Annotated in this window: 24 protein-coding genes; 21 read left to right on the forward strand and 3 right to left on the reverse strand. The window is 45.4% G+C overall.

Annotated elements, in window-relative coordinates:
* Nucleotides 1-30: 30 nt before the first annotated feature.
* The 19 genes from C161_RS06625 to C161_RS06715 all read left to right on the forward strand — a co-directional run bounded on the left by C161_RS06625 (nt 31) and on the right by C161_RS06715 (nt 20,331).
* Nucleotides 31-1,098 (forward strand): glycosyltransferase family 4 protein, encoded by a 1,068-nt coding sequence (locus C161_RS06625; RefSeq protein ID WP_036668912.1) that lies wholly within the window; start codon nt 31-33, stop codon nt 1,096-1,098.
* Nucleotides 1,099-1,119: 21 nt separating this feature from the next.
* On the forward strand, nt 1,120-2,064 hold the full coding sequence (locus C161_RS31420; RefSeq protein ID WP_051449615.1) for a glycosyltransferase family 2 protein: 945 nt from the start codon (nt 1,120-1,122) through the stop codon (nt 2,062-2,064).
* An 11-nt stretch (nt 2,065-2,075) separates the two neighbouring features.
* Nucleotides 2,076-3,098, forward strand: coding sequence for a glycosyltransferase (locus C161_RS06635; RefSeq protein ID WP_036668914.1), 1,023 nt, complete (start codon nt 2,076-2,078; stop codon nt 3,096-3,098).
* Entirely contained in the window at nt 3,064-4,047 is a 984-nt protein-coding gene (locus C161_RS06640; RefSeq protein ID WP_235193750.1) for a glycosyltransferase, read from the forward strand. Before C161_RS06635 ends, C161_RS06640 begins: the two co-directional genes overlap by 35 nt.
* A gap of 8 nt (nt 4,048-4,055) precedes the next feature.
* Complete coding sequence (locus C161_RS06645) at nt 4,056-5,432, forward strand: lipopolysaccharide biosynthesis protein (protein WP_036668918.1); 1,377 nt, start codon at nt 4,056-4,058, stop codon at nt 5,430-5,432.
* On the forward strand, nt 5,419-6,447 hold the full coding sequence (locus tag C161_RS06650; RefSeq protein WP_036668919.1) for a polysaccharide pyruvyl transferase family protein: 1,029 nt from the start codon (nt 5,419-5,421) through the stop codon (nt 6,445-6,447). The genes C161_RS06645 and C161_RS06650 overlap by 14 nt, the downstream gene beginning before the upstream one ends.
* Complete coding sequence (locus C161_RS06655) at nt 6,444-7,826, forward strand: sugar phosphate nucleotidyltransferase (protein WP_036668921.1); 1,383 nt, start codon at nt 6,444-6,446, stop codon at nt 7,824-7,826. Before C161_RS06650 ends, C161_RS06655 begins: the two co-directional genes overlap by 4 nt.
* Nucleotides 7,827-7,858: 32 nt before the next feature.
* Nucleotides 7,859-9,190: a UDP-glucose dehydrogenase family protein gene (locus C161_RS06660; protein WP_036611311.1), complete on the forward strand. Its 1,332-nt coding sequence runs from the start codon at nt 7,859-7,861 to the stop codon at nt 9,188-9,190.
* Between the two features lie 13 nt (nt 9,191-9,203).
* On the forward strand, nt 9,204-10,124 hold the full coding sequence (locus tag C161_RS06665) for an LCP family glycopolymer transferase (RefSeq protein ID WP_036668922.1): 921 nt from the start codon (nt 9,204-9,206) through the stop codon (nt 10,122-10,124).
* A gap of 21 nt (nt 10,125-10,145) precedes the next feature.
* Entirely contained in the window at nt 10,146-12,305 is a 2,160-nt protein-coding gene (locus C161_RS06670) for a hypothetical protein (RefSeq protein WP_036668924.1), read from the forward strand.
* Between the two features lie 10 nt (nt 12,306-12,315).
* Nucleotides 12,316-12,900: a VanZ family protein gene (locus C161_RS06675; RefSeq protein WP_084650070.1), complete on the forward strand. Its 585-nt coding sequence runs from the start codon at nt 12,316-12,318 to the stop codon at nt 12,898-12,900.
* Between the two features lie 82 nt (nt 12,901-12,982).
* Entirely contained in the window at nt 12,983-13,504 is a 522-nt protein-coding gene (locus C161_RS06680; protein WP_036668926.1) for a hypothetical protein, read from the forward strand.
* 251 nt (nt 13,505-13,755) lie between these two features.
* Nucleotides 13,756-14,007 (forward strand): hypothetical protein, encoded by a 252-nt coding sequence (locus C161_RS06685; protein WP_127551208.1) that lies wholly within the window; start codon nt 13,756-13,758, stop codon nt 14,005-14,007.
* Nucleotides 14,008-14,039: 32 nt separating this feature from the next.
* A complete protein-coding gene (locus tag C161_RS06690; RefSeq protein WP_036668930.1) occupies nt 14,040-14,948 on the forward strand; it encodes an ABC transporter ATP-binding protein in 909 nt (302 codons plus the stop codon).
* Entirely contained in the window at nt 14,941-15,732 is a 792-nt protein-coding gene (locus C161_RS06695; protein WP_036668933.1) for an ABC transporter permease, read from the forward strand. The genes C161_RS06690 and C161_RS06695 overlap by 8 nt, the downstream gene beginning before the upstream one ends.
* A gap of 176 nt (nt 15,733-15,908) precedes the next feature.
* Entirely contained in the window at nt 15,909-16,982 is a 1,074-nt protein-coding gene (locus C161_RS06700) for an AI-2E family transporter (protein ID WP_081745953.1), read from the forward strand.
* Nucleotides 16,983-17,165: 183 nt separating this feature from the next.
* A complete protein-coding gene (locus tag C161_RS06705) occupies nt 17,166-17,561 on the forward strand; it encodes a GntR family transcriptional regulator (RefSeq protein ID WP_036611299.1) in 396 nt (131 codons plus the stop codon).
* Nucleotides 17,562-17,585: 24 nt separating this feature from the next.
* Entirely contained in the window at nt 17,586-18,686 is a 1,101-nt protein-coding gene (locus C161_RS06710; RefSeq protein WP_036668935.1) for a DUF1648 domain-containing protein, read from the forward strand.
* Nucleotides 18,687-18,741: 55 nt separating this feature from the next.
* Nucleotides 18,742-20,331, forward strand: coding sequence for an alpha/beta hydrolase family protein (locus C161_RS06715; protein WP_036668937.1), 1,590 nt, complete (start codon nt 18,742-18,744; stop codon nt 20,329-20,331).
* A gap of 125 nt (nt 20,332-20,456) precedes the next feature.
* Here the strand turns inward: C161_RS06715 and C161_RS06720 are convergent, their stop codons facing one another.
* A complete protein-coding gene (locus tag C161_RS06720; RefSeq protein WP_036668939.1) occupies nt 20,457-21,815 on the reverse strand; it encodes a hemolysin family protein in 1,359 nt (452 codons plus the stop codon).
* A gap of 376 nt (nt 21,816-22,191) precedes the next feature.
* Between C161_RS06720 and cls the strand changes: the two genes are divergently transcribed.
* Nucleotides 22,192-23,631, forward strand: a complete 1,440-nt coding sequence (cls, locus tag C161_RS06725) for a cardiolipin synthase (protein ID WP_036668941.1) — start codon at nt 22,192-22,194, stop codon at nt 23,629-23,631.
* 348 nt (nt 23,632-23,979) lie between these two features.
* Nucleotides 23,980-24,891, forward strand: a complete 912-nt coding sequence (locus C161_RS06730; protein WP_036668942.1) for a YitT family protein — start codon at nt 23,980-23,982, stop codon at nt 24,889-24,891.
* Between the two features lie 55 nt (nt 24,892-24,946).
* Here the strand turns inward: C161_RS06730 and ligD are convergent, their stop codons facing one another.
* Both ligD and C161_RS06740 read right to left on the reverse strand, forming a co-directional pair.
* Nucleotides 24,947-25,837, reverse strand: coding sequence for a non-homologous end-joining DNA ligase (ligD, locus tag C161_RS06735; protein ID WP_036668944.1), 891 nt, complete (start codon nt 25,835-25,837; stop codon nt 24,947-24,949).
* A 71-nt stretch (nt 25,838-25,908) separates the two neighbouring features.
* Nucleotides 25,909-26,859, reverse strand: coding sequence for an ATP-dependent DNA ligase (locus C161_RS06740; RefSeq protein ID WP_036668945.1), 951 nt, complete (start codon nt 26,857-26,859; stop codon nt 25,909-25,911).
* Nucleotides 26,860-26,873 lie beyond the last annotated feature (14 nt).

A 26,873-nucleotide genomic window follows, 5' to 3' on the forward strand; every position in this document is an offset into this window, starting at 1 on the left:
AAGATTAACCATGAAAAAAAGGAGTCTATCATGAAACCAAAAGTATTGGTTGTTGGATCATCCTTGAAGGATATGGGTGGAATTGTGAGTGTCATCAAAAACATTGAGGATTCCTCCATCTCGGAAATGTATGCCATGCAGCGGGTCGAAACGTATATCACGGGCAGCGTGTTCTCACGGCTGCTTATTTTTATACGGGGATTCATGCAATTCTGGATGAAGTTGTACACGTTCAAGCCGGATATCGTGCATATTCATATGGCAAACAACGGGAGCTTTTATCGGAAGTCTCTATTTCTGCTAACCGCACGAAAGTTGTTTCGAAAGTCAGTTATTCTGCATATTCATGCGGCCAGCTTTGATGATTTCTACAATCAATTTGCTCTGCAGCGCAAGTATTGTCACTACATTCTGAATCAGGCAGACAAGTTGATTGTCTTGTCCCAGACGTGGAAAGAATACTTTGCTACGATTGTGCCGGAGACAGCCATTGAGGTTCTTTATAACGGGGTCTTTGTCAAAGAACCGTTTGTAAGAGAACAACAAACAGCCGTTAATGTTCTCTTCATGGGCAGACTGGGTGAGCGAAAAGGAGTCTACGATCTGCTTCAGTCCATTCAGCAATTGAAGGCGCTGGGCGTTACAGCTACCTTTAATCTGGCAGGGGATGGCGAAGTCGAAGAAGTCAAAGCAATCGTGCAGCAGTATGGAATAGAGGATCGTGTCAATGTACTCGGCTGGATTAACGGAGAGCAAAAGGAAAAGCTGATGCGGGAAGCGGATCTACTGGTCCTGCCTTCTTATCATGAGGGATTACCTATGGCCATACTTGAAGCAATGAATTGTGGCTTGCCCATTATATCGACCACCGTCGGAGGCATCCCCGAAGTGATTACATCCGGTCATAATGGGCTGTTAATCGAGCCGGGAGATGTGCACGGGCTGACATCAGCGCTGGAATATCTCATCACGGATGAAGAGGTTAGAGCAAGAATGGGTTCACATAACAGAGAGATTATATCGGATAAGTTCGATATGAATCTTCTCGTGGGCAGATTATCAGGAATATATGATGCACTTCAAGTGAAGGTATCCTAGTGAACAGGAAAAGGTGATGAAATGAACCCCTTGGTATCTTGCATCATTACGACCCATAACCGGGCCGATTTATTGAAAAATGCGTTGAGAAGTGTACGTGAGCAAACACATCCGTATCTGGAGATTTTCATTGTGGATGATGGTTCAGAAGATCAGACGCCAGAGATCTGTCAGGCTTGGACCCGGGAAGATTCACGGATTCGGTACATCCGGGTTCCATATCCCAAAGGAGCCAACCATGCACGGAATGTAGGGATATCCCAAGCCAATGGCAAGTACATTGCCTTCCTGGATGATGATGATGAATGGATGCCTGACAAAATAAAAACCCAGGCGGAGGTGCTGGAGCGTACACAGGAATCATTCACCTTTTGCAGCAAGTATCTCGCATACACGAATGAGCAGCATCAGGTGGTCAAACGGAAATTGTCGGTGGAACCTCGCGATGTTATTCGGTATGAGGATCTGCTTACATTCAACTGGATCGGGGAAACGTCCAAAATCATGGTACTTACCTCACTGGCCCGTGAAGTTCGATTTGATGAAAATCTGACATCCGCTCAGGATTATGATTTTTATCTGCGTATATTGAAACGAGGCTACATCGCCGTGAATGTGAAAGAACCGCTGGTGGATATTAACATCCATAGTGGTCCACGAATTTCAACCTCTACAACGGCCAAGTACAAGGGCCAACGCAAGATTATTTTGAAATACTACAATGACATGTCCAAGGAACAGAAGCGCCGTCAGTTACACCATTATCGAATGCTCGAATGGTCGAGAAATACAGTTCGCAATAACGTTTATTTGAAAAAAGCACTGTCGCTGTACCCTTGGTGGAAAGATTGGGTGCTGCTCAAGCGTAATACCAAAATTATGATGCAAGGATTTCTAATGAGATTTCATGCAAGGCGCGCAGTTGGAACGTATACAGAGGAACCTGTGCGAATGAAACTAAAGTAAGAGGTGCCTGGATGGAAAATCCGACGGTGTATATGCTGCCCAAGATGATTGAGAACAATAAATTCAATGAGCTGTTATCCGATTCCATTGAGAACAAGGGATGGGAAGTGAAACAGTTTACCAAAAGAGATCTAATCAAACTGAAAAAAAATGATGTGCTGCATTTTCATTGGCCTAGCTTCTATTACAGGGGTTCTTCCGTGCTGACAACAGTGATCAAATCGATTCTATATGTATTGATGATTTGTTTTGCACGCTTGCGCGGGGCCAAATTGTTCTGGACGGTGCACAACATCTGGCCACACAACAGCGGCAAGACGCGATTCGATTATTGGATGAGAAAAATACTGGTCCAAAATTGCTCCAAGCTGATTGTCATGGGTAAACCCTTGATCTCGGAAATCTGTTCGACGTTTGGGATTGATTCCAGCCGGATCGAGGTTATACCACATGGACATTACAAGGGAGTGTATCAGGGAAAAGGGGTGAATATCCGCTCCCGGTTTGGCATCCCGGAGGATAGTTATGTGTATGCGTTCTTCGGTCAGGTGTCGCCGTACAAGGGCGTGGATGATTTGCTGGAGGCATTCAAGGATCTGGATTCCGAACAAGCCCATCTGTTGATTGCCGGTAAAAAGGTAAAGGATTATGACCTTGGAGATGAATTTCTCAAGAGTGGACATATTCATACTCATTTTCATTTCATCGAAGATGATGAATATTCGGATTATTTTGATGCAGTCGATTCGATCATTCTTCCATACAAGCAAATTGCCACTTCAGGCAGTGCGATTCTGGCATTGACCTTCTGTAAACCGGTGGTGGCACCACGGATTGGCTTGTTGGAGGAATACCTGCCCGAAGATTGTGCGGTCCTCTACGAACCTTCCCATCCGGATGGATTGCTTAAAGCGATGAATATGATCCGGTTAAAACAATCGGAGTTTCAGGAAGGCAGTGGTTTTGTCAAAGCGTTGGAGCGGCTGGATTGGCCAGTGATTGCCCAAAGGACACTTACCCTGTACTCCAGTTAGTGCAGATGAACGGGTGGACCTAATTGAAAAATATGGGGATGAAATGATGAAGGTAACCGTCGCGATCTGTACGTATAACCGTGCACAGGATGCGGTAGAGGCCATACGAAGTGCAATACAACAGAATTACGCAAGCAGCGACTATGAGATCATACTCATTGATAACAATTCAAAAGACAATACACGGGAAGTCGTGCTTCAAACCATCTTGCAGCATGAGAACCATTCGATCCGGTATGTGTTGGAAGAAAAGCAAGGCTTGTCTGTAGCCCGTAACCGGGCCATTCACGAGGCACGTGGCGAGTATATCCTTTTCCTTGACGATGATGCCTTTGCTTGCAGGGACTGGATTCACCAGATCGTTAGTGTGTTTGAGATGAATGAAAATATCGGTTGTGTCGGTGGCAAGATTGATCCGATCTGGGAAGTACCTGAGCCAATGTGGATTCCACCGGAGAACAGGTCGCTATTCACCATTCTGGATTTTGCAGATGAAGTCACTGAAATGAAAAGTCCTTATATTCCATTTGGTGCAAATGTGGCTTTTCGTTTATCTGTCTTTGATCAACTGGCTCCCTTCCGTGAAGATCTTGGAAGAGTGGGGAACAACCTCCTCTCCAGTGAAGAGAGTGAGTTGATTGCAAGAATACGGACAAAGTTCAAGGTATATTACACGCCGTATGGCGCGGTACAACATAAAGTAGCCAAAGAGCGAACGACAAAGAACTGGTTTCTGCGCCGAATCTATTGGCAAGGTGTGAGTGATGCCATTCGTGATCAGGATCGTGGTGTTGTGCGTACGGCCAAACATGGCATCAAGCTTGCACAGGGGATCACAACCTCACTGATCTACATTTATAATGCAGATCGGTTCACACGTCAGCTTGCCAAAGTATGTTACCGAAACGGCATGATTGTTGGGTCGCTTCGTCAAAACAGTAAGGGATGAGGATCGCTATGGCGCAAGTTGCACTTCGCAAAGTATTCAGAGGAAACGGCTTAATGAGTGCCATATTTCAGACAAGTGGAACCAATCTGCTGGTCATGACACTGACGATGTTGTCTTCCATTTTGACGTCACGCATGTTCGGCGTAGAGGGAAAGGGTGCATTCTCGGCCATCCTGTTCTGGCCAGCGCTCTTAACCGGATTGGTCGGATTTGGACTACCAACTTCTATCATTTATAACATCAAACAGAGCGCAACCGAGAAGAGTGCACAGTATGTTCGGTTAAGCTTTCTTTTTCAAGTTCCGGTGTGCATTATCATTGGCATTGTTGCCTGGTTTGGATTGCCTTTCTGGCTCTCCAGCTTTCCGCCGGAGGTCGTGCAGATATCCAGATGGTATACGATTGCTACCGTTCCTGTACTTATTGTCATCAATCTCATATCAGCTCTCTCGCAGAGTCGGGAGAAATTCGCTGTATATAATGGTATCCGGTTAATGATCCCCCTGTTTAATGTAGGCGGGCTTTTTGTGTTATGGGGCCTGGGCATGCTGAGCATTCAGCTCGCGGCTGCGATCTATTTTGTAACCAGCTTCTCAGTGGTGGCGTGGGCTATCTATGCCAACCGTAATGAATTGAGACTGAGATGGTTCAAGGATCGGGTGGATCAGAGTTCGGCCAAGAAACTTTTTGGTTATGGCAGCAGGGTGTATGGTGTTGAATTGTTAGGAACGCTGTATACCCAGTTTGATAAAATCATTATTTTGGCTTTGCTCACCCCGCGTGATTTTGGACTGTATTCCGTCGTATTTGCGTTATCCCGAATCTACAATGCGGTTCAGACGGCGATTAGCAATGTTGTTTTTCCAAAAGTGACTGGATTGCCCCAAGAGCAGATTATTCGAACAGTTGGCAGAGCCTTCCGCATCTCGCTCATGGTCATGATGATCATTGTAATACCCACCATGTTTGTGGGGAACTACCTGATGGGTCTTCTGTTTGGCTCCGAATTTTTGGAAGCGAGCGTAGCATTTTATATTTTGGCTGTGGAATGCATTATTGGTGGTGGCTCCTGGATTCTGGCATCCGCATTTAATGCACTTGGTCGGCCTGGACTTGTGATGATCAGACAGCTCATTGCACTCTCGGTGACGGTGGCTTTGTTCTTTGTATTCACCCCGCTGTGGGGGCTCAACGGAATTGCGATTGCTTTATTGATCGGGTCCATTGTACGAATGGTGGTTACTGTGGCTGCGATGAAGATTGTATTTAAGGTGAAGTTTGCCGCCATGTTCTATGACAAGGAAGATCTGACGTTTCTCTATGAACGGTTAAATAAAAAAAGAAGAAGAGTCACCCAAGGAGGAGATGGAGATGCTGGGCACTAACAATATTCATCCAATGGAAGAGTTGAAGGGACATTTACGTCAGATTTTGAAGGTCATTCCACCGCGTACCGAAATCTATTATTTGGATTACCCGGTGCATAGCAATGGTGGCGACTTGTTGATTATGAAAGGTACTGAGGCTTTCTTCCGGGACAATGATATTCATGTACGTGCCAGATACAGCATTCTGGATTGCCCTTTGTCCCTCAAGGTTCCGGAAGGTATCACGATTGTGTTGCACGGGGGAGGTAACTTTGGTGATCTGTACCCTGCCCATCAGAAATTGAGAGAACGAATGATTGCCCAGCATCCAAATCACCGGATTGTCATTCTGCCTCAGACGATGTTTTATAAGAGTGATATTGAATTGAAAAAGACAGCCCAAGTATTCAATCGTCATAAGGATGTACACTTTTTTGTCCGGGATACCTTATCTTATGAGATAGCCAGTAAAGAATTTCAACAAACCAATGTGTATCTATCTCCGGATATGGCGCATCAGTTGTGGCCTTTGAAGTCCAAGAGCAAGCCTACCGCAGAGATGTTGTATTTCTTCCGGAAAGACATTGAGAAAACTCAGAATCAGGTGCATTACGAATCCGTCAGTGGACCTAAGGCCACGTTTAAAGACTGGGAGACATTGTACAACCGGGTAGACCGGAAGATCATTCGCATGATTACATCCCGGTTAAAGTCAGGGAAAGGCAGCTCTTTTGCCCGCTGGTTGTGGTACAAATACTCTGATCGGATGGTACATACGGCCATTAAGGAATTCAATCAATACCAAACCATCACGACATCCCGTCTGCATGGACATATTCTGGCCTGTCTCCTGGATCAACCGAACATCCTGCTAGATAATTCATACGGCAAGAACTCGAATTATTATGCAGCTTGGACCAAGAGCAATCCGGCAGGCAGACTGGAATCCAATCAGACCAGCACATATAACAAGCCAACCGAGACCGGCAAGGGAGCAAGTACGGTTGTGCTGTCGGATGGTGCGGCCCTATGAGAAGTATTCTGTTATCCGGTGGTTCTGGCAAGCGTCTCTGGCCGTTATCCAACGATTCCAGATCCAAGCAATTTCTTAAAGTTCTTCATGGGCCAGAGGGAAATCCGGAATCCATGGTACAGCGGGTATGGAGACAGCTGAATCATGCCGGACTTGCATCAGAGGCACTTATTGCGACCAGTTTGCCACAGGTGGAGATTCTGACTTCTCAGCTGGGAGACGATGTGAGACTGGTTGTGGAGCCTGAGCGCAGAGATACGTTTCCTGCGATTGCGCTGGCAGCCTCCTATCTGTATTCCGTAGAGAGTGTGAGTCTGAATGAGACGATTGCGGTGTTGCCTGTAGATCCCTTTGTTGAAAAAGAATTTTTCGAAGTGCTGGCAACCTTACCGGAGATGCTTGATAAGTCTGGTGCTGATCTGGCCTTGATGGGAGTTGTGCCGACGCACCCGTCAGAGAAGTACGGATACATCATTCCGCAATCCCAATCTTCCAGTGAAAATAACAATGAATACGTGAATGTAGCGAAGTTCCAGGAGAAACCCTGCGAATCCGATGCGGTCCTCATGATTGAGCAGGCCGCATTATGGAATTGCGGGGTTTTTGCTTTTAAGCTGGGTTATTTGATTAATCTGCTCATTGAGATGGAACTGCCGATCCAGTATGACGAAATGCTGAAGCAATACGGAAGATTGAACAAGATCAGTTTTGATTACCAGGTTGTCGAGAGAGCCAATCAGATTATCGCTATTCCGTATAACGGTTTCTGGAAAGATCTAGGCACGTGGAACACACTCACGGAAGAGATGGGAAGCTCGGTTGTAGGAAAAGGGTGGATTACGGGAGATTCCCTGAATACTCATCTGGTCAATGAATTGAACATTCCGGTTGCCATATTGGGCTTGTCGGATGTGGTGGTCGCCGTGAGTCCGGATGGCATTCTCGTCAGTGACAAAGAAGCAAGCCCACGGATCAAGGAAATCTTGAAGAACGAGGATCAACGCCCCATGTATGAGGAGCGTAGGTGGGGTTGCTACCGGGTTCTGGATTACACAAGAAACGAAGCTGGCGGCGAGGTTCTCACCAAACGCATCTGCATCAGTGCCGGGAAAAACCTGAGTTATCAATACCATTTGCTTCGCAATGAGGTATGGACGGTTGTATCGGGAACTGGAGAATTGATTCTGAATGGGCAGAGCCGAATGATCGGGCAAGGAGATACGGTGATCATTGACCGGAGTATGCTTCATTCCGTCAGAGCCGTTACGGAACTGGAGATCATTGAGGTACAGATCGGCAGTCAGCTGATTGAGGAAGATATCGTTAGAGTGTCTACCGAATGGCAGGACATTGTTCAGACATATGTGAAGCACGCGTAACCAACACATTAGGACATGGGGGAGATTATGGAATGAATATTACGGTGATTGGCACAGGGTATGTGGGTTTGGTATCGGGCGTATGTTTTTCGGAACTGGGAAATAACGTGATCTGTGTCGACAACAATGTGGAAAAAGTGAATATGTTAATGGACGGTCATGTTCCGATCTATGAACCGGGTCTGAAGGATATCATGAATGCCAATATGAAAGCAGGAAGGCTTTCATTCACCACCAACATTCAGGATGCTATCAGTCGTTCGGATATCATCATTATCGCGGTGGGTACGCCATCCCTGCCTAATGGCGAAGCAAATCTGAGCTTTATTGAACTTGTCGCGCGAGAAATAGGTTCTTATATGGATAATTATAAAATAATAATGACTAAAAGCACTGTTCCTGTCGGAACCAACGATCGTATTCAGGAATGGATCAGCAGTCTGACGAATCATCCATTCGACATGGCATCGGTACCGGAGTTCCTGCGAGAAGGTACCGCTGTCCAGGATACGCTCTATCCTGACCGGATAGTCATTGGGACACATAGTGAGCGGGCAGTCGCCACGTTGAAAGAGCTGCATCAGCCATTAACCGATCAGATTATTGTTACGGATATTCGCTCGGCCGAAATGATTAAATATGCATCCAACGCTTTCCTCGCAACCAAGATCTCATTTATCAACGAAATCTCTAACATCTGTGAAAAAGTAGGAGCAGATGTCAGCCGCGTTGCCGAAGGCATGGGCTATGACAGACGAATCGGTGCCTCCTTTCTCAAGGCAGGCATTGGTTACGGAGGTTCCTGTTTCCCTAAGGATACACAAGCTCTGATTCAAATTGCAGGTAATGTGGATTATGACTTCAAACTGCTGAAGTCCGTGGTGGAAGTGAACAAAGATCAACGCTTCAACATCATTCGTAAACTGGAAGATGCACTAGGCTCACTCGAAGGGAAGGAGATTGCCATCTGGGGGCTCGCTTTCAAACCAGATACCGATGACGTTCGTGATGCTCCGGCGATTGAGATCATTCAACGTTTGCTTGAGCAGGGAGCGGTGATTCGGGCATATGACCCCATCGCTACCGAGAACTTCCGCAAAGAGGTGGATTCCCCATCCATTACGTGGGAAGAGCGTGCCATGAAAGCGGCGGAAGGTGCTGATGCACTCTGTGTTCTGACGGAATGGAAAGAGTTCATGGAGGTTAATCTGACTGATTTGGCAGCGCATATGAATCAACCCATCCTGATTGATGGAAGAAACATCTACGGAGAAGATCAGATTAAAGATACGTCCTTTCAATACTACTCCGTGGGTCGTCCAGGTCTAACCAATATCGATGGTAGAAAAACAGCAGTCATCTAACGGAGGCCATAACATGAGACGCGGGATCAAAATAACATTAGGTGCCATTTCCCTTGTTGCAGTTGTCATGATTGGATATTCTGTGTATCTGTATTCGCATGTTAAATCAGCGGCGGATCAAATGTATGAACCCCGGGAACCCATCAAGCAGGTATCTATTGTCGACCAGCGGGGTGGGGGAGATTTCCCTGTGGACATGGAGAATGAAGAACCTTTTAATGCTTTGATTCTGGGTGTGGATGAACGTTCCAATGATCGGGGGCGCTCCGACACCATGATTGTATTAAGTGTTAATCCTGCGAAAAAATCCGCACTTATGTTTAACATTCCCCGAGATACCAGAACGAATATTGTTGGTCACGGCACGGAGGATAAGATCAACCATGCCTATGCTTTTGGGGGCGTTAACATGTCTGTGCAGACCGTGGAACAATTGCTCAACGTTCCCATACATTACTACATGAAAGTGAATATGGAGGGCTTTGCACAAGTCATCGACATGGTGGGTGGAGTGGATGTGAATAACCCGTTTGCATTTGACTATGAGGGTTACCGGTTCGAGCAAGGGAATATTCATCTGGATGGTGAAGCTGCTTTGGGATTTTCGCGGATGCGTTATGATGATCCGAAGGGAGATCTCGGGCGGAATGACCGCCAGCGGGAGATCATCAAACAAGTGCTGAAGAATACGGTTCAGGTATCCAACGTGTTGCAACTGGAGACGTTGCTGGACGAAGTCAGTGCTCACGTCAGAACCGACGTTACCTTTGATGAGATGAAGCAGATGTTCTCCAATTATCGTTCGGTACTGGATCATATTGAATCCGTTGAGATTAAAGGCACGGGCAAGAAAATAGACGGAGTGTATTACTATATCGTGGAACAATCGGAACGAGACAGGATACATCAGATGATTGAAGAACATTCAAAATGATCGGATAGGGCGGTGAACCAGATGCGTATCTCCAGGCTAATGAAATTGTCCCTGATTGTGCTACTAATGTATATGCTCATGATACCGGCAAGTACAAATTATGTTCAATCAGCTCAAAACTATCAATGGAATAATATACCTATTGGTGGTGGGGGGTACGTTACAGGGGTGGTTATTCATCCGACTGAGCCTGATCTGGTTTACGCTCGAACTGACGTTGGAGGAGTATATCGGTTGGATACAGCTTCAGGAGATTGGGTTCCACTACTGGATCATTTTGGAGATGAGGACAGCAATCTGTACGGCGTGGATGGAATTGCGCTGGATCAGCAAAACCCTAATGTCGTGTATATCGCTGCTGGGAAGTACGGTAACGTGGGGCCGAGTGATATTCTGAAATCCACAGATCGGGGAGAGACCTGGACTCGAACCGGACTTAATCTTCGGAATGAATCAAATGGAAATATCCATCGAGCCATGGGAGAGAGCATCGCGGTTAATCCCACGAACTCCAATTACCTGCACGTGGGTACACGATATGATGGATTGTACACCTCCAGTGATGGTGCAGCCACGTGGAGCAAGGTATGGGATGTACCTAGCGGGCTATCCGGTGAGGGAATTCGGAGTGTAGCTTATGGATTGAATCCCGTGACAAAGCAAGGTCAAGTTGTGTATGCGGGGGTTCGCGGCATTGGTGTGTATAGCAAAGCACCAAGAAGCAATGGGCAGACCACTTGGCAACTTACCGGGAGAAGTCCCGAATATCCTGCACGTATGACTGTGGCGAAGAACGGGACGTTGTATGTGACAACGGATAATCAGGGCGTCTACAAGTTCAATGGTGTGCAGTGGACAAATATAACACCCAGCTCCAGTTACTCATCTTATTATGGAATCACGATTGATCCCAATAATGATAATCACATCCTGGCAGCCGTTCGAACAGGCGGGGATAATCTGCCACTGTATCGTTCCGTTAATGGCGGACAGAGTTGGACAACAGTGAGCAAAACGCTGGTATCCAAACCGTCCTGGTGGACACCCAACATGTTTTTCTCAGCGACATCCAGTATCAAGTTTGATCCGCATAATCCGGGCACCGTATACGCTACAGACTGGTTTGGCGTGTACAAGACGGAAAATATCAATGGTACCAATGGATTGACTGGCAATACAGCGAGTACTTGGGAAGCCATTACCGATGGTCATGAAGAAGTCGTCGCACTCACGGCATCCACACCACCTCAGGGTGTTTCATTCTTCAGTGGTTTAACGGATCAAGTCGGATTTAGACATGAAAATGTAACCGATGTTCCTCTTAATAAAATCCCGCTCTCAGGTATGCGAGAAATTGTGAGTATTGACTATCACGAGGCAAATCCGAATTACATGATATTTCTGGGAAGCAGTGACTGGTATGGTACCACCACACGTTTATTTGTCTCTTCCAATAACGGAGTTACAGTAACTCCAATGAATGTTCCGGCTGGCTCCAAACTGGGGAGGGTCGCCTATTCAGCTATTAATCCAAATGTAATTGTTTATTACCCCCAGACCGGTAATCCGGTCAGAAGCACGAATCGTGGTGCAACATGGCAAAATATGAATGGTGCCCCTTTTCAGGCCATCGGGGGGAATATGGTCTTTGCCTATAATCATCCACTGGCTGCGGATCGCATCAATGGATATAAATTTTATATGTATGCTGCTGGTTATCTGTATCGGTCTACGGATGCAGGTGCCAACTGGTCCAAAGCGAATACGGTTCGCCTTCCGATTAATACGGATATCAATACAAGCTTCATTAAAGTCGAGGCTGCACCTGGCGTGGCGAATAATGTATGGGTGAGTCTGGGAACCGATGGATTATATGCATCAACGAACTCGGGAAATACATTTTCCAAGATCCAGGGTGTGCAGAATTCCAAATTATTTGCCTTTGGTAAAGCTCAGCCCGGCAGATTGGTTCCGGCTGTCTATGTATATGGCACCGTAAATAACGTGCATGGATTCTTCCGTTCCGATGATATGGGGGTAACCTGGAACAATATAGGTCCTTTAGGTAATGGAATCGGGCTGGGCAATGAACCGCAAATTATGGCGGCAGACCGTCAAATCTATGGTCAGGTATATGTAGGTACAAATGGCAGAGGCATGTATGTTGGATCAATAGAATAACGATAGAGATATGAAAGTGGTGAAGATCAAAATGATGGAGGAGGGCTCCGGGCGCACGAGACAAAAGCATGTACGAAGAACATACGGATTTCTCATTGCTCTGCTGTTGATTGTGATCTGGATTCTGGTCATCTGGTCCATGTCCACGCAATCCTCTCAACAGCAAGACATTCAGCCTTGGCTTCATAAATGGTCTCAAAAATTGCACATCGGTTTTACACTTCCTGATGTGCAATTCACTTACGGGGAGTATGAGTATTCGCTGAAGCAGCGGCCGTATGATTTTGCAGAGTTCATCTTTCGCAAGAGTGCGCACTTATTTGTATACGCTGTGCTCGCCGTGCTTGTGTACGGCGGGCTGCGGTACAGAAGAACCTCCCTTGTGACCAGTATCGTTTCTGCTCTGGCTGTGGTGTTTGTTATAGCCTCCATTGATGAGTATATTCAGCAGTTCAGCCCGGATCGGACAAGCTCGATACGTGATGTTGGAGTAGACTTGCTCGGCGGCTGCTGTGGGATTGCCATATATGCAGCACTTCAGTCCATGATCCGAAGGATCAGAAAAGGAAAGCGTACTTCCATTCACAGCGAGTGATTTCCCAGGAAATTAGATGTATCGCAACTTCTACTTGTCTGCTATCCATCATAAGTATGGAGTAGGACAAGGAGGACTGGACATGCTGCGAAGAAGGAACCGGAATGCTTTGCTCAAAAAGATCGGCTTCATCGCGATCATTGTATTATTGCTGTGGTTGATTGCCAGAACCATTCCGTATTTGTTTCAGGCAGATACATCGGATGAAGCTGCTGCTGTTGCCGAAGAGTTTTACAAATATGAGCAGACAGGTGACTTCGGCAGTTCGTGGGAACTCTTTCATCCCCTGATGAAAGAGCGGTTTCCCAAGAGTGCTTACGTACAGAACAGAGCACATATATTTATGCAGCATTTTGGCGTGGAAACGTTTGAGCTGGAGATGGAGAAACCAGAGCGCGAGTTCGATGTAACCGTGATTGATGGCGTTAAGCCATTTTCTGAAGCCTACAGAATCCGGGTCACCCAGAAGTACACAGGTACCTTTGGCCAATTCGATATTGTGCAGACCTGTTATCTGGTAGAGGATGGCGATGAGTGGACCTTACTCTGGTATTATCCAAATCAGAAAAATGAGGATACCTCTCAGGTCGACAATAGTGACTGATCAGGAAATAGTATTAACCCATACATTGAACCGAATTGTATCATTTACCTAACATAAGGCTCCATAAATGCGAGACTTTTGTCGCATTTTTGGAGCTTTTTTTGTGTTTTGCTTGTTTTTATAGCTTTAAAGCCTTGACATTAGTCCCGGTGTCAAGTAAATTACGAGATAGATACAAAATGTATCAATTTTCAGCGTCTAACGACAAATAACAAGGACTTCTAAGCTCCTTGTGAGGGGAAGGAATATCATTGATCGAAACGGGCCGCTTTTACTGTGTCAGTTGTGGGATGATTGTGTCGGTCACTAGAAGCTCTGTCGAAATGAAGGAAGAGGGCAATGGAGGCAATCACGTATTTCGCACCGGATTCTACCGGAGTGAAATGCCGCTTGGATGCTGTGAAGCGTGTGTAGTTGAAGCGAAACGTCAGGGGAAATCCCAGTTTGCGGGACAATATACTAAAGATTATGATACACTATGTGCATATGAGAAACGGGCATGAATGATGTGCTCGTCCATGAAGGAGGGGATTGAATGCAGCAGGAGCCGGTCGTCCGGATTCAGGGCGTCAGCAAGATCATATCCTCCCGATCATTGGTCAGCGACCTGACTCTGGATATTTCTCCGGGGCAGGTTTTTGGTTTTTTAGGACCTAATGGCGCGGGAAAAACAACGACGATTCGAATGATGGTTGGACTGATGTCCATCAGTAAAGGTGATATTTTCATCTCGGGACACAGTGTGAAAAATGAATTTGAGCAGGCGGTAGCCCAGGTAGGAGCTATTGTGGAAAATCCGGAAATGTACAAGTTTCTGACCGGGTACCAAAATCTCGTTCACTTTGCCCGCATGTCGCCGGGAGTTACGAAGGAACGTATTGCGGAAACAATTGAGCGTGTGGGGCTCACAGCCCGTATTCACGATAAGGTCAAAACCTATTCACTTGGCATGCGCCAGCGTCTGGGGGTCGCGCAAGCGATATTACATAAACCGAAGCTGCTTGTACTGGATGAGCCGACCAATGGTTTGGACCCACAGGGTATACGGGAACTGAGAGATTATTTGCGTCAGCTCACCCAAGAGGAAGGCATTACGGTCTTTGTATCCAGTCATTTATTGTCGGAGATGGAGCTGATGTGTGATACCGTAGCCATCATCCAGAACGGCAAGTTGATTGATGTAAGAAACCTTCGGGCTGAAGCCGGTTCGGATGCATTAATCGAAGTTGCTTTTGAGCTGAATGATGCTGACCGCGCTGCGGATCTGATTCAGGGTGCTATCGTACAGGGCAATGTCCTGGTGGTGCGAGTGTCTCGTGAGCAGATTCCGGATATCAATGCCAAGCTAGTTAGCGAAGGGTTTCAGGTATACGGTATTCGTAACGTGACTCACACCCTGGAAGAACAATTTTTGCAAGTCACTGGGGGTGGAGGCATTGGGTAGTTTTGGTAATCTGATATTGAACGAGAATATGAAAATTTTCCGTCGTCCCCGTACCTGGATCATGTTATCGATTCTGGCGCTGATCTCGCTATTAATGCCAGTGTTACTGCGAGAAGGCATGGGGTCCAATGAAGTTTTGTACTGGGAAGCGGCTGTAACGACCATCCAGATTACGTTTTTCCTGAACACGATCTTCTGTGTCGTGATTGCAGCGGAATCGGTTGCGGGCGAATTTACCTGGGGAACCATTAAGCTGTTGCTGATCCGTCCATGGTCACGAAGCAAAGTTCTTGCTTCCAAATATCTGACCGTCGTTGGCTTCAGTATTGTCAGTACACTGCTGATCATCGCGATGGCCATGCTAACGTCTTATATCCTTTTCTCGCATGATGCTCCGGGAGGAAGCAGTAGTCCGGCTACGAATGCTCTGACGTTATGGGGATATTTGTACGTTGATCTGTTCATTACGCTTGCGATTGCCTTTATGGTGTCCTCTGTATTTCGTTCAGGTGCACTTGCGATTGGATTATCCCTGTTCATTATGTTCTCACAGAGTATCTTCTCACTGATATTCAATCCGGTCCGTTATGAGTGGGCCAAGTATGTTCTATTCAACAACATGGATCTTAGCAAATACATGACCTCCGGGGCGGATTTTGCGCTAATGGGTGGTCCGAGTGCAGGAATGACACTGGGTTTCTCCATTGCAGTTCTGGCGGTGTATTACGTTATTTTCATGGTGATTTCCTGGGTTGTATTCAGCAAAAGAGATGTGGCAGGCTAACGCCTGCTTCTTTTTTTTGCTCCAATGTTTGTTTTGGAAAGAAAATAAGTGTATATTCAGCATCGCCTGTGGCATGACTGTCATTTAAGGGTACTTAGTATCATAAGTAAATGACTAGATATACATATAACGCCGCAGTCACTTTGGCAGAGCAGCGCATGGAGGGATCACGTTTCTTGATAAATAACAAGTTCTATCGCATATGCACAGCGATTATTCTGCTGCTTCTCATCGTGTATCTGGGGGAAAAAGTGAACTTTATTTTCAGCCCCCTGACCTCACTGATTCACATCATCATCATTCCGCTGCTGATTGCTGGTTTCTTCTATTATCTGTTGCGCCCGCTTGTCGATTATATGGAAAGGCATAAGATCAAACGTGCATTATCAGTTCTGATTATTTATGTCGTAATTGCACTAATACTTGCAGGTTTTAGTGTGCTTGTATGGCCTTCCCTGCGTGAACAATTGATGAATTTCGTGGAGAATGCTCCAGCGTTGGTTACTTCACTCAGCGATCAGTTGAATGCACTTGAAAAGAGTAATGTTGTATCCAGATACCTGCCTGATGATTCCAATCTATTCTCACGATTATCCGATGTTCTGAGCCAAGGGATCACTCAGGTAACCAATTATGTCTCCGGGTTATTCTCCGTGGTATCCAATCTGGTTATTATTCTGGCAACGTTCCCGATTATGTTGTACTACATGCTCAAGGAAGGTAGCAAGTTTGGAACGAATCTGACCTTATTGTTGCCAAGACATTATCGGAAGGATGGGGAAGAAACCGTCCATGAGATCGATGAAGCATTAAGCAACTATATTGTTGGCCGGGTTATTGTTAATGTAGCCTTGGGGATTCTGATGTACATCGGTTTTCTCATTTTAGGTTTGCCTTACGCATTGCTGCTGACTGTTGTATCCATTATTCTGAATTTCATCCCTTATGTGGGTGCTTTGCTGGCAGCTATTCCGGTTGTCATTGTTGCGTTTATCGAATCACCTTCGATGGCGATCTGGTCACTGGTCATCATTGTAATCGCACAGCAAATTCAGGATAACCTGATCTCACCTTACGTCTATGGCAAGCAGCTCGATATTCATCCACTGACTACCGTTATCCTTTTGCTCGTGGGTGCTGACCTGGGAAATATCTTGGGTATGATCATCGTGATTCCCCTATATATGATTTTGAAAATTATAGTTCGCAAAATCCATTATCGGATTGTCGAAGATAAGACTGAAACTTAAATGGAATTTGAAATACAACGCTGTCACATCGATAAGCTCAACAGGATAAGCCGCATATCAATGGTGAAGGGGCAGGTAAGTTTGCCTTCGCCATTGGTATGCGGCTTTTTTTCATACATATTGCTCACTCATGTTATACCTGTTATACTTGATATATAACAGACAACAAAAGAAGGTGAACCCTTGATTATTCAACTGGATATGCAATCCGAACTTCCCATCTATTCGCAACTTGTTTATCAAATTATTGAAGGTATTGCTAGTGGTGAGTTACAGCTAGGTGAGGCGTTACCTTCGGTTCGAAATTTGGCCGCAGATATCGGTGTTAACCTTCACACCGTCAACAAGGCTTATACACTACTCAAGCAAGATGGATACATTCTGGTTCATAGACAAAAGGGAGTTGTAGTGAACCCTGATGGAATGCCTGGTTTAACGGATGATTTTTTGAAAAAGCAGCAAAGAGAATTAAGACCGATTATTGCGGAAGCGATCTGTCGTGGAATGACTAAAGAAGAATTATCTGCAGTGTTAGACCAAATGTATGATGATGTGAAGATGGGTCACAACAAAGAATAATGGAATCAAGGGAGTGTGTTATGTATGCAGCTATTTAGTATATTACCTATCATTTTAATCTTTGCTCCATTAGCCTTACTTCTATCTTTTACACCATATCTGACAAGGGAAACCATTAGCTTTGGGGTTACGGTAAGTCAATATAATTACTACACACCCATCTTACGTAAGCTAAGAAGTACGTTTGCTACAGTAAGTCTGATCGGAAACGGGATGATTATACTTGTCTGTCTGTATTTTCTCCGATCTGCTAATGAAGATGCTACCGCAATGATTACCGGTGTTAGCACAATGATATTTATTGTGTACTGGACAGCGCTACACATCTTATTTCATTTCAAGATGAAAAAGATAAAAGGAACACTTACAACTGTAGAAGCACCTCAAAGAGTGAAAATCGATACCACCTTCCGCCAAAATAAACTCACCTATTCCAACTATTGGTTTCTCATTCACATTGCTATTATTGTTGCCATTGCGATCATTTCGATCCTGAATTATAAGGCACTACCTAACGTCATTCCAATAAAATATGATCTTCAAGGCCATGTCACTTCCAGTGTGCCTAAAACTTACCTCTCGGTACTGGCTATTAATCTTGTACAGTTAGGAATCATTGCACTTATGATGTTGGTTAACTGGAGTATTAAATCAAGCAAACAACAGCTTACTACGTCTAATCCGGGCCAATTTGCTACTGAAAATATTCAATTCCGCCGTAAATGGTCCCTATTTACGCTTGTAACAGGATTACTTCTTACCATCTTATTTGCCTTTATTCAGATCAATATGTTCGTCCCTAATCTGGTCTTGTTAACAGCTATTAGCTTCATCACTCCTGTGGTGATCGTGTTAGGTGTTGTATGGCTGTCTCTCACAGGCAGACAAGGCGGTGGCAAAATTCGTAATCAACAAGAGGACCACGAACGATCTAAGGAGCAGCCTGTGAATGACGATGATCATTGGAAGCTTGGGTTTATTTACTTCAATGCCAATGATCCTTCTTTAACCATAGAAAAGCGTTATGGAATAGGCTGGACAATTAACTTCGCTCGTCCACTATCTTGGGTCCTGTTGTTATTCATCATTGCTATTGTTGTTATAAGCATAGTCCTGAGCCAATAAATGCTCATAATGCTATGCATATGATAGATGAAATTAATTAGGAGGAGTTATTACAATGAACAATTGGAAAAAGCTATTACTTTCTCTTACTTTCGTAGGTCTCATCCTTCCGGTAACATCCATCTCAGAAGCTGCTAAAAAATCCGCTGGTAGTGAAAATCTTGTTCCTATTCGTGAGATTGCAGAAAAGAATGGGGCTGAGGTATCTTGGCAACAAAAGACAGGAGAAATCACAATACGAAAAAGTGAGCTTACGATTGTAGTTAAGGTAGGAGAGAAACAGGCGATGGTGAATGGGCAAGCCATATCCTTAGACAATCCTGTTCAGTTAACGAAAGGAACTACCTATATGGATGGGGCATTTCTTTCCGAGACGCTGAAGGCAGCACCTGAGGATATATTCATTTCCCTTATTAGTGAGGGCGATGGCAAGGAGGCTGCCAAGTATGTTCATACCTCTGTGAGTGGAGTGTTGTCACCCACGTTGTTGAGTCAGCTGTGGGGAGCTTTAGAAGGACAAAATGGCAAAATTACAAGTGAAGCCATAGCTAAGCATGTAGAAAATAATACAGTGCATCGCAATGTTACCTATACGTTCAAAACAGAGCTAACTCCTTTAAATATTACGGTCAGAATGAATCTTAACGGACTTGTGGATGATTTGCATATTGCCGCCGCTACGCCAGATGTGTATCAAAAACCAAGCTACGACGACCCATCTACCTATACAGAACAAGACATTACGGTTGGTCAGGGTGATTTAGCTTTGCCAGGGACATTAACTTTGCCCAAGGGAGAGGGACCTTTCCCGGTTGTCATTCTGGTACACGGATCTGGGCCTAGCAATCAAGATGTTGCCATTGGTGGTGCAAAGCCGTTTCGCGATCTTGCGGTAGGTTTAGCTTCACAAGGAGTTGCTGTATTAAGATACGATAAGGTCACGTATGAGCATACCTATAAGGTGGCTTCACAGCCTAAATTCACATTAAAACAAGAGAGCGTAGATCAAGTAAACGATGCAGTGGAATTGCTTAAAAAGAATACACATATTGATTCTACAGCGATTTTTGTAGCTGGACATAGTCAAGGCGGGTTTGCAATGCCGTTAATCATTGCTGAGGATAAACAACATGATATTGCAGGAAGTATTTTACTTGCTGCACCAAGTAGTAGCTTTGTGGATGTGCTTACCGAGCAGCAGGACGAATTGGTAGAGCGGATGAAGCAGCTTGGTTTAGACACGGATGTCATTCAAGGGCAAGCTGATTTTTATAAAAATGTGGCTGCGATAGTTAAAGATCCAAAATATTCTGTAGATCATCTTCCTGAGGCATTTCCACTTCAACCTGCGTATTGGTGGTTTGAGCAGAGAGATTATGTGCCTGCGGAACTGGCTAAAACACAAAATACACCTATGCTTGTTATACAAGGCGAAAACGATGTGCAAGTGTCTATGAATCAATTCCAAACCTGGAAATCGTCTCTTCAAGGTCATTCCAATGTAACGTACAATAGCTATCCAAAGGTAAATCATCTTTTATCCAGCTATGATGGACTTTCGATCGGTCAAGAGTACGTTGAGCCATCTAATGTCTCCAAAGCCATTATCAATGATATTGCGAAGTGGGTATTAAAATCAAACTAAAAATGGGAGTTCCATTCTTGGGTTGAATGATAACTTGGAGAAGTGACGGATAGGGCGAGATATAATAAGAAGAGGAGTACTTACCCAAATAGGCAAGTGCTCCTCTTTTTATTTATAAATTTGCTTTATTTAGACCAATTGGACTCTTTCTCGTCTTCATCAGTATAATCAGACATGGTCAGTGGTTCCTTGGGAACAACGGCCACTTTGTAGAACCGATTTTTGTCTTTTTCCAGCAAAACAAAGATTAGATTCTCGAACTCATATTCTTCCTGTTCGTTCATCTCGGGACGATGGCTGTAGAGCCATCCACCAATGGTGTCCCACTCATCTGCATCCAGGCTGGACATAAACATGTCGTTCACCTTTGATAAGGAAACCTTGCCATCCATAATGACATAGTTCTCATTGATGACTTGAATATCTTCCACTTCGTCTGCGTCGAACTCGTCGCGAATCTCACCAACAATCTGCTCAAGCACATCCTCGATGGTTACAATTCCGGAAGTTCCTCCATATTCGTCGACAAGTACGGCGATATGTACGCCATCCTTCTGCATTTTCTTGAGCAAGTCCTTCACAGGAGTTGTTTCGTGAACAGCCGATACAGGCTGAATCAGGGAGGATAGATCAACAGGTTCATCGTTTCCGTAAAGTTCCAGGAAGAATTGTTTCGTATTAATGATACCGATGATATCGTCTTTACTCTCATTCACTACTGGAAAACGTGTATATTGTTCTTCACGAATGATCTCCAGGTTTTCCTCGTTTGTTCTATTCACATAAAGGCAGACCATATCGGTCCGGGGTACCATGATTTCTTTGGCTAACATCTCATCAAAAGCAAAGATCCGGCTTACGTAACCGAACTCGGCTTGGTTGATTTTACCACTTTCAAAGCTTTCATTAATGATGATCTGCAACTCTTCTTCGGAGTGTGCATCTTCATGTTCAGAAGCAGGTTTGATTCCGAACAGTTTCACCAGTTGGTTCGCTGAGCCGTTTAACAGCCAGATAAAAGGATACATAATTCGGTTAAACCAGATGATAGGTGTAGACGTCAGCAGTGCAACAGTCTCGGCTTTCCGGATTGCAATCGTTTTTGGAGCGAGTTCACCAACCACAACATGCAGATACGTGATGGAAGCAAACGCGATTACAAATGATAAGAATGAAGAAACCGCCTCAGGAATTTGCAAGCTTTCAAACACAGGGTGGAGAATCTTCTCTACCGTTGGTTCACCCAGCCAGCCCAGTCCCAGAGATGTGATCGTGATTCCAAGCTGGCAGGCAGACAAATATCCGTCCAGATTGGCAACGGCTTGTTTAACAGCCAGCGCACGCTTGTTTCCTTCTGCAATCATTTGATCGATCCGGCTCGGACGAACCCGTACCAGAGCGAATTCCACTGCGACAAAAAACGCCGAAAGTCCTATCAAAAAAGCAACCAATACTAAATTTAACGCATACCTCTCACTTTCCATTCACTGCTCTTCTCCTTTAGGTAATAAGTTTTTAACGATTATTATATCTAATTTTACGTAAGAAGACCACCTCCAGACAAAGAAATGAGGAAGAGTCTGGAAGGTGAAATGAGCAGATTGGCGTCACAATGCGAATCTGCTCCATCATTAAACTGATATGTAGAAGGTAACACAGTCAGAATATACAATGAACGAAGTGCAAATTTGAATTTCCAGAATCAAGTATTCCGTCTGCTTATGTAAAGTTTTATCTAAGCAAACGTTACGAATAGGGGGTACATTGGGTATCTATGATTAGCTGTATACATAATCGTCAAAGATGTGTAGGTGAGAGAAAGGCAAGGCCATGAAGCTTGCCACTTGAGGAGGAAGCCGAATGTTCTGGCTGGTCATTATATTACTCGTATTTATTTTCCAGGCAGCCACAATTCTTTTACTGGAATTTCGTAATCCGGCTAAAGCTGTGGCTTGGCTGTTTATTTTGTTCTGCGTGCCTTTGATCGGTTTTGTGGTGTACTATTTCGTGGCGCAGGACTATAACAAACGAAAAAAACTCCGCAAGGGTGGATCGCGCATCTTCCGTGAAATGAAGGAAACGATCTGGGAACAAGCCCACATCATTGGAGATGTCGAACAGATGCCTGGCGATCGTTTCAGCCACCAGCATCGATTGTTTAACCTGTTATCCCATCTGTCGGAGAGCCCGATTACAGGTTGTAACCACAGTACGGTGCTCACAAATGGTGAAGAGGCGTTTGCGGCAATGCTGAGGGAAATGGAAAAAGCAAAGCACCATCTGCATGTGGAATTTTACATTTTCCGTGATGATGTCATCAGCACCAAGTTTCAGGATGTCATGATTCGCAAGGCTCAGGAGGGCGTGAAGGTTCGGTTTATTTGTGACGGTCTCGGCAGTCACAAGATGAGCTGGAGTTTTATCCGCAAACTGCAAGATGCAGGTGTGGAGTTTCATTATTTTCTACCGCCACTGATTGCAACGATTGACCGAAGAGTCAACTACCGGAATCACCGTAAAATTGTTGTTGTGGATGGACAGGTTGGTTTCGTGGGTGGCATTAATGTAGGCGATGATTACCTTGGACAATATCCAGAGGTGGGTTTCTGGCGGGATACACATGTGCAGATCGAGGGAGATGCCGTATATTTCCTGCAAAGTACATTCCTGAACGACTGGAAATTGGCTTCCGGTGAGCGAATTACCGAACCCCAACTTGCGGAATTATTTCCACCCCATATCTGTAGCGGGGAAGAACGAATTCAGATTCTGGCCAGTGGGCCGGATCAGGACTGGGATGCCATTCAGGAAATGTGTTTTGGGGCCATTTCGGTAGCTTGTGAACGGATATACATTACCACACCTTATTTTATCCCTGATCCTGCCCTGTATGAGGCACTCAAAACAGCTGCTGTCAGTGGCGTTGATGTGAAAATTATCATTCCATATCAATCCGATTCAAAGCTTGTTCATTTGGCATCCCTTTCATATGTAGAGGAACTTCTGCGAGCAGGTGTTGAGTTCTTCCAATATCGCAAAGGTTTTGTACATGCCAAAGTGATGATTGTGGATGAGTTGCTTGCAACGGTAGGCACGGCCAATATGGATATGCGCAGTTTTTTTTGCAATTTTGAGTTAACGGCTGTCCTGTTCGAGTCCTCTCCGATTCGTCGTTTGATCACTGATTTTGAACGTGATCTCGGGGAATGCAGTCAGATCGATGGGGAGGTATTTCAGAAGCGTTCACGACGGCAAAAAGGCGCAGAAATGCTTTCTCGGATGCTTTCACCGCTTCTTTAGCCGATTTAGGGCAGATTTCTGAAGATAAGTTCACTTTTTGTGAATTTATCTTCTTTTTGCTAAGTATTTTGCGCAAATTTGATCTTTTATGATATAATAGATATATAAATCATGTCTTGGCGAAGGAGGGGAGTCTGCGGGAAAACAGGCTCCCTTTTGCTCTCTTTTGAAAGTGCAAACCGGGATGAATAACATTTTGAATCCATTTTATATCGCCTTTAGATGCTTGCGCTGTATAGCCAGGGTACATATAGAACGCAGTTTGCTGTTCTCCATATGTAGATTCACCCTGAGTATTTAAATGATTTATAAAATGGATTCACACACTGATTTAACGGGGGGGATACCATGTCCAATGTAACGGTGAAAGAACTAACAGCCAAGCAAGCTGACCGCGGGGTCAAAAGCTCGGTGTTTACATTAAAGTTGCTGCAACGTATTGTGATGATTCTGATCGGTGCTGCACTAATGGCTGTATCGCTTGAAGTGTTTCTCGTACCGAATGGTGTTATTGATGGTGGGATTACGGGGATTTCAATTATGGTGTCAGAACTTACACATCTGCCACTCGGAGTGTTCCTGACCTTGCTTAACTTGCCTTTCCTGATTCTGGGTTACAAGCAGATTGGTAAAACATTTGCGTTATCCACGCTGCTGGGGATCGTGGTCATGTCCATCGGGACATCATTATTGCACCATGTACCTGCATTAACACCAGGGGAGCCTTTGCTCGGAGCTGTATTTGGCGGATTGATCCTGGGTGTGGGTGTTGGACTTGTCATTCGGTCTGGCGGTTCACTGGATGGTACGGAGATTGTGGCGATCTTGCTTAGTGAGAAGTCACCTTTGTCTGTAGGACAGATCGTATTGTTCATTAACGTGTTTATTTTCGCAGGTGCAGGATTTGTATTCGGCTGGCCGAATGCCCTGTATTCCATGATTGCATATTATATTGCGATGAAGATGATTGATATTGTGAATGAAGGACTTGACCAGTCCAAATCGGTATGGATCATTAGTGAGAAATATCGTGATATCGGTTCAGCCCTGACAGACCGTCTTGGTCGTGGTGTAACTTTCCTGGATGGAGAGGGCGGATTCAGCGGGGACGAGAAAAAGATCATTTTTGTCGTGATTACCCGTTTGGAAGAAGCGAAGCTGAAGACCATCGTTGAAGATTGGGACCCGCAAGCCTTTGTGGCTATCGGTAACATTCATGACGTGAAGGGCGGACGTTTCAAGAAAAAAGGTATCCATTAGCGATTGATATATACATGAATGATAATAGCCGACACCCTTGTGATGAGGGAGTCGGCTATTTTTTCTTCAAATGTTTGAGAATGAGCTCTACCGGTTGGGGTTCAACAGCTGCGATTAAATCACCGGTTTGGTTCAAGCGTTCAATAATGTTCATCAGATGGTAATCCTGGATGGAGACGTTGCTTCTAACCTCATCCCAGGTAAGGGGTGTAGAGACAGTGGCGCCGGATTTGGCACGTGGTGTATAGGGAGCGGCAAGGGTCTTGCCTCCATAATGCTGGAGATAGTCAAAATAAATGCGGTCTCCACGGTCCTTTTTAAGTCGTTCCAGTGTGAACAGATCCGGGTGCTTCTGAGTGACATATTTGCCGACAAAATAACCAACCTCTCTCAATTCATCAAAGGTTACACCTTGCACAATGGGAACGATGATCTGAACTCCTGTTGCGCCCGAAGTTTTGGGAATGGACCTCAGACCAAGGGAAGTCAGGGTTTCGCCAACGATGAGTGCAGCTTGCATGATCCGCGGTTCATGTTCCTGAGAAGGGTCCAGATCAATCATCCATTCACTGGGCAGATGGCTTCCCACAGTATGCAGAGAAGGATGAAATTCAAGTGCAGCCAGATTACCAAGCCATAACAATTCGGGAAGTCCATTCATGACCACATATCGGATGCCGTCGTGAACTTCAGTGCGCACATAATCTGGTACAGGCTCAGGGGCATTCTTTTGATAGAAAAATGTTCCTCCAGCGCCGTGGGGATACCTTATCGTGGTGAGAAGTCGATTGCTCGTATACGTGAGCAGATAAGGAGCCAGAGCGGCCAGCTTTTGCAGATAGATGGCTTTGGTAACACCCACTTCCGGCCATAAGAGCTTGTCCGGGTTGGTGACCGTCAGCTCTGTGCCTTCTATTATGATGGTTCCCTGGATCTTGGGGGCCATGTGGAACACCTCCTATGTGCTTAATGAATTATTGAAACATGGGCCGAAACACGAGTGAAGCGAACTCTTCATCATGGAAGAAGCTGGTTCGCCAGGCAATCCTCGCGGGTTACATCCGCGAAGGTCTGGATACTGGGATGGCGTAGAGTGTTATGATGAGTCAGCTCCATATATTGCACTTTGACTCCTATTCGCGGTTCCACCCAGGTGGTCTCTGCACTGCGCTCGGGTACATTATGGAACGGTCTGTCCTGCCTGATCAGAGGCTCGACTTGATGTGTGAGTTCCCGCCACGTATTGGAGTTCAATTTGCCAGTCCCGACATGACCAATATAGACAAAATCAGGCCCATCATATACACCGACCGCGACGGCATTCACAATACCGCTCCGGTACGTGACTCCCCCGATCATCGCATATACATCATGCATGATTTTGACCTTCTGCCAGCGCTGATCCTTGCCCTGTATGCCATAACTGCTGGTGAGATCCTTGCAGACGATGCCTTCCATCTGATGTTGTCTCATGACCGTAAGCAGGGAAGAGGCATCAAGTGTATTGGTGACCTCCTGAACATGGGGAGCGTTGTTAAGGACCTCGTGCAACAGGCGCTGTCGATCTGCCAAAGGCTGATCCGTCACCCATTTCCCCTCATAGAACAGGATATCAAATACCATATATGTGACCGGAATCTGATGTATGGCTTGGGCGATACCTTCGGGTCTGCTCATCCGATCCCGCCGCAGAACGTGATAAAACGAAGGTTTTCCGGTGTCTGGGTCCAGCGCAATAACTTCTCCATCTAAGATATAAGAGGAGCCTGAACATAGATTGCGTGGTGTTACCAGCTCGGGATACTGTGCGGTTCGATCATGTAATCTGCGATTCACCAGGCGCAACTCATGCCCGTCCTCATAGGCAAGCATGCGGACTCCATCCCACTTGACCTGGGCAATCCATTGCGGTCCGGTGGGCAAAGTATCTCTGGAGATAGGTTCGAACGGAATCAACGGTTTGAACATGGGGAACTCCTCTC

The organism is Paenibacillus sp. FSL R5-192 (genome assembly GCF_000517845.1).
Lineage (GTDB): Bacteria > Bacillota > Bacilli > Paenibacillales > Paenibacillaceae > Paenibacillus > Paenibacillus amylolyticus.

What these genes read in the sequence shown, in the direction of transcription:
- C161_RS06660 (WP_036611311.1), top strand. Translation starts at nt 7,859, where the DNA reads ATGAATATTACGGTGATTGGCACAGGGTATGTGGGTTTGGTATCGGGC.
- C161_RS06665 (WP_036668922.1), top strand. Translation starts at nt 9,204, where the DNA reads ATGAGACGCGGGATCAAAATAACATTAGGTGCCATTTCCCTTGTTGCA.
- C161_RS31420 (WP_051449615.1), top strand. Translation starts at nt 1,120, where the DNA reads ATGAACCCCTTGGTATCTTGCATCATTACGACCCATAACCGGGCCGAT.
- C161_RS06675 (WP_084650070.1), top strand. Translation starts at nt 12,316, where the DNA reads ATGAAAGTGGTGAAGATCAAAATGATGGAGGAGGGCTCCGGGCGCACG.
- C161_RS06670 (WP_036668924.1), top strand. Translation starts at nt 10,146, where the DNA reads ATGCGTATCTCCAGGCTAATGAAATTGTCCCTGATTGTGCTACTAATG.
- C161_RS06680 (WP_036668926.1), top strand. Translation starts at nt 12,983, where the DNA reads ATGCTGCGAAGAAGGAACCGGAATGCTTTGCTCAAAAAGATCGGCTTC.
- C161_RS06720 (WP_036668939.1), bottom strand. Translation starts at nt 21,815, where the DNA reads ATGGAAAGTGAGAGGTATGCGTTAAATTTAGTATTGGTTGCTTTTTTG.
- C161_RS06740 (WP_036668945.1), bottom strand. Translation starts at nt 26,859, where the DNA reads ATGTTCAAACCGTTGATTCCGTTCGAACCTATCTCCAGAGATACTTTG.
- C161_RS06650 (WP_036668919.1), top strand. Translation starts at nt 5,419, where the DNA reads ATGCTGGGCACTAACAATATTCATCCAATGGAAGAGTTGAAGGGACAT.
- cls (WP_036668941.1), top strand. Translation starts at nt 22,192, where the DNA reads ATGTTCTGGCTGGTCATTATATTACTCGTATTTATTTTCCAGGCAGCC.
- C161_RS06730 (WP_036668942.1), top strand. Translation starts at nt 23,980, where the DNA reads ATGTCCAATGTAACGGTGAAAGAACTAACAGCCAAGCAAGCTGACCGC.
- C161_RS06715 (WP_036668937.1), top strand. Translation starts at nt 18,742, where the DNA reads ATGAACAATTGGAAAAAGCTATTACTTTCTCTTACTTTCGTAGGTCTC.
- C161_RS06655 (WP_036668921.1), top strand. Translation starts at nt 6,444, where the DNA reads ATGAGAAGTATTCTGTTATCCGGTGGTTCTGGCAAGCGTCTCTGGCCG.
- C161_RS06635 (WP_036668914.1), top strand. Translation starts at nt 2,076, where the DNA reads ATGGAAAATCCGACGGTGTATATGCTGCCCAAGATGATTGAGAACAAT.
- C161_RS06645 (WP_036668918.1), top strand. Translation starts at nt 4,056, where the DNA reads ATGGCGCAAGTTGCACTTCGCAAAGTATTCAGAGGAAACGGCTTAATG.
- C161_RS06710 (WP_036668935.1), top strand. Translation starts at nt 17,586, where the DNA reads ATGCAGCTATTTAGTATATTACCTATCATTTTAATCTTTGCTCCATTA.
- C161_RS06690 (WP_036668930.1), top strand. Translation starts at nt 14,040, where the DNA reads ATGCAGCAGGAGCCGGTCGTCCGGATTCAGGGCGTCAGCAAGATCATA.
- ligD (WP_036668944.1), bottom strand. Translation starts at nt 25,837, where the DNA reads ATGGCCCCCAAGATCCAGGGAACCATCATAATAGAAGGCACAGAGCTG.
- C161_RS06625 (WP_036668912.1), top strand. Translation starts at nt 31, where the DNA reads ATGAAACCAAAAGTATTGGTTGTTGGATCATCCTTGAAGGATATGGGT.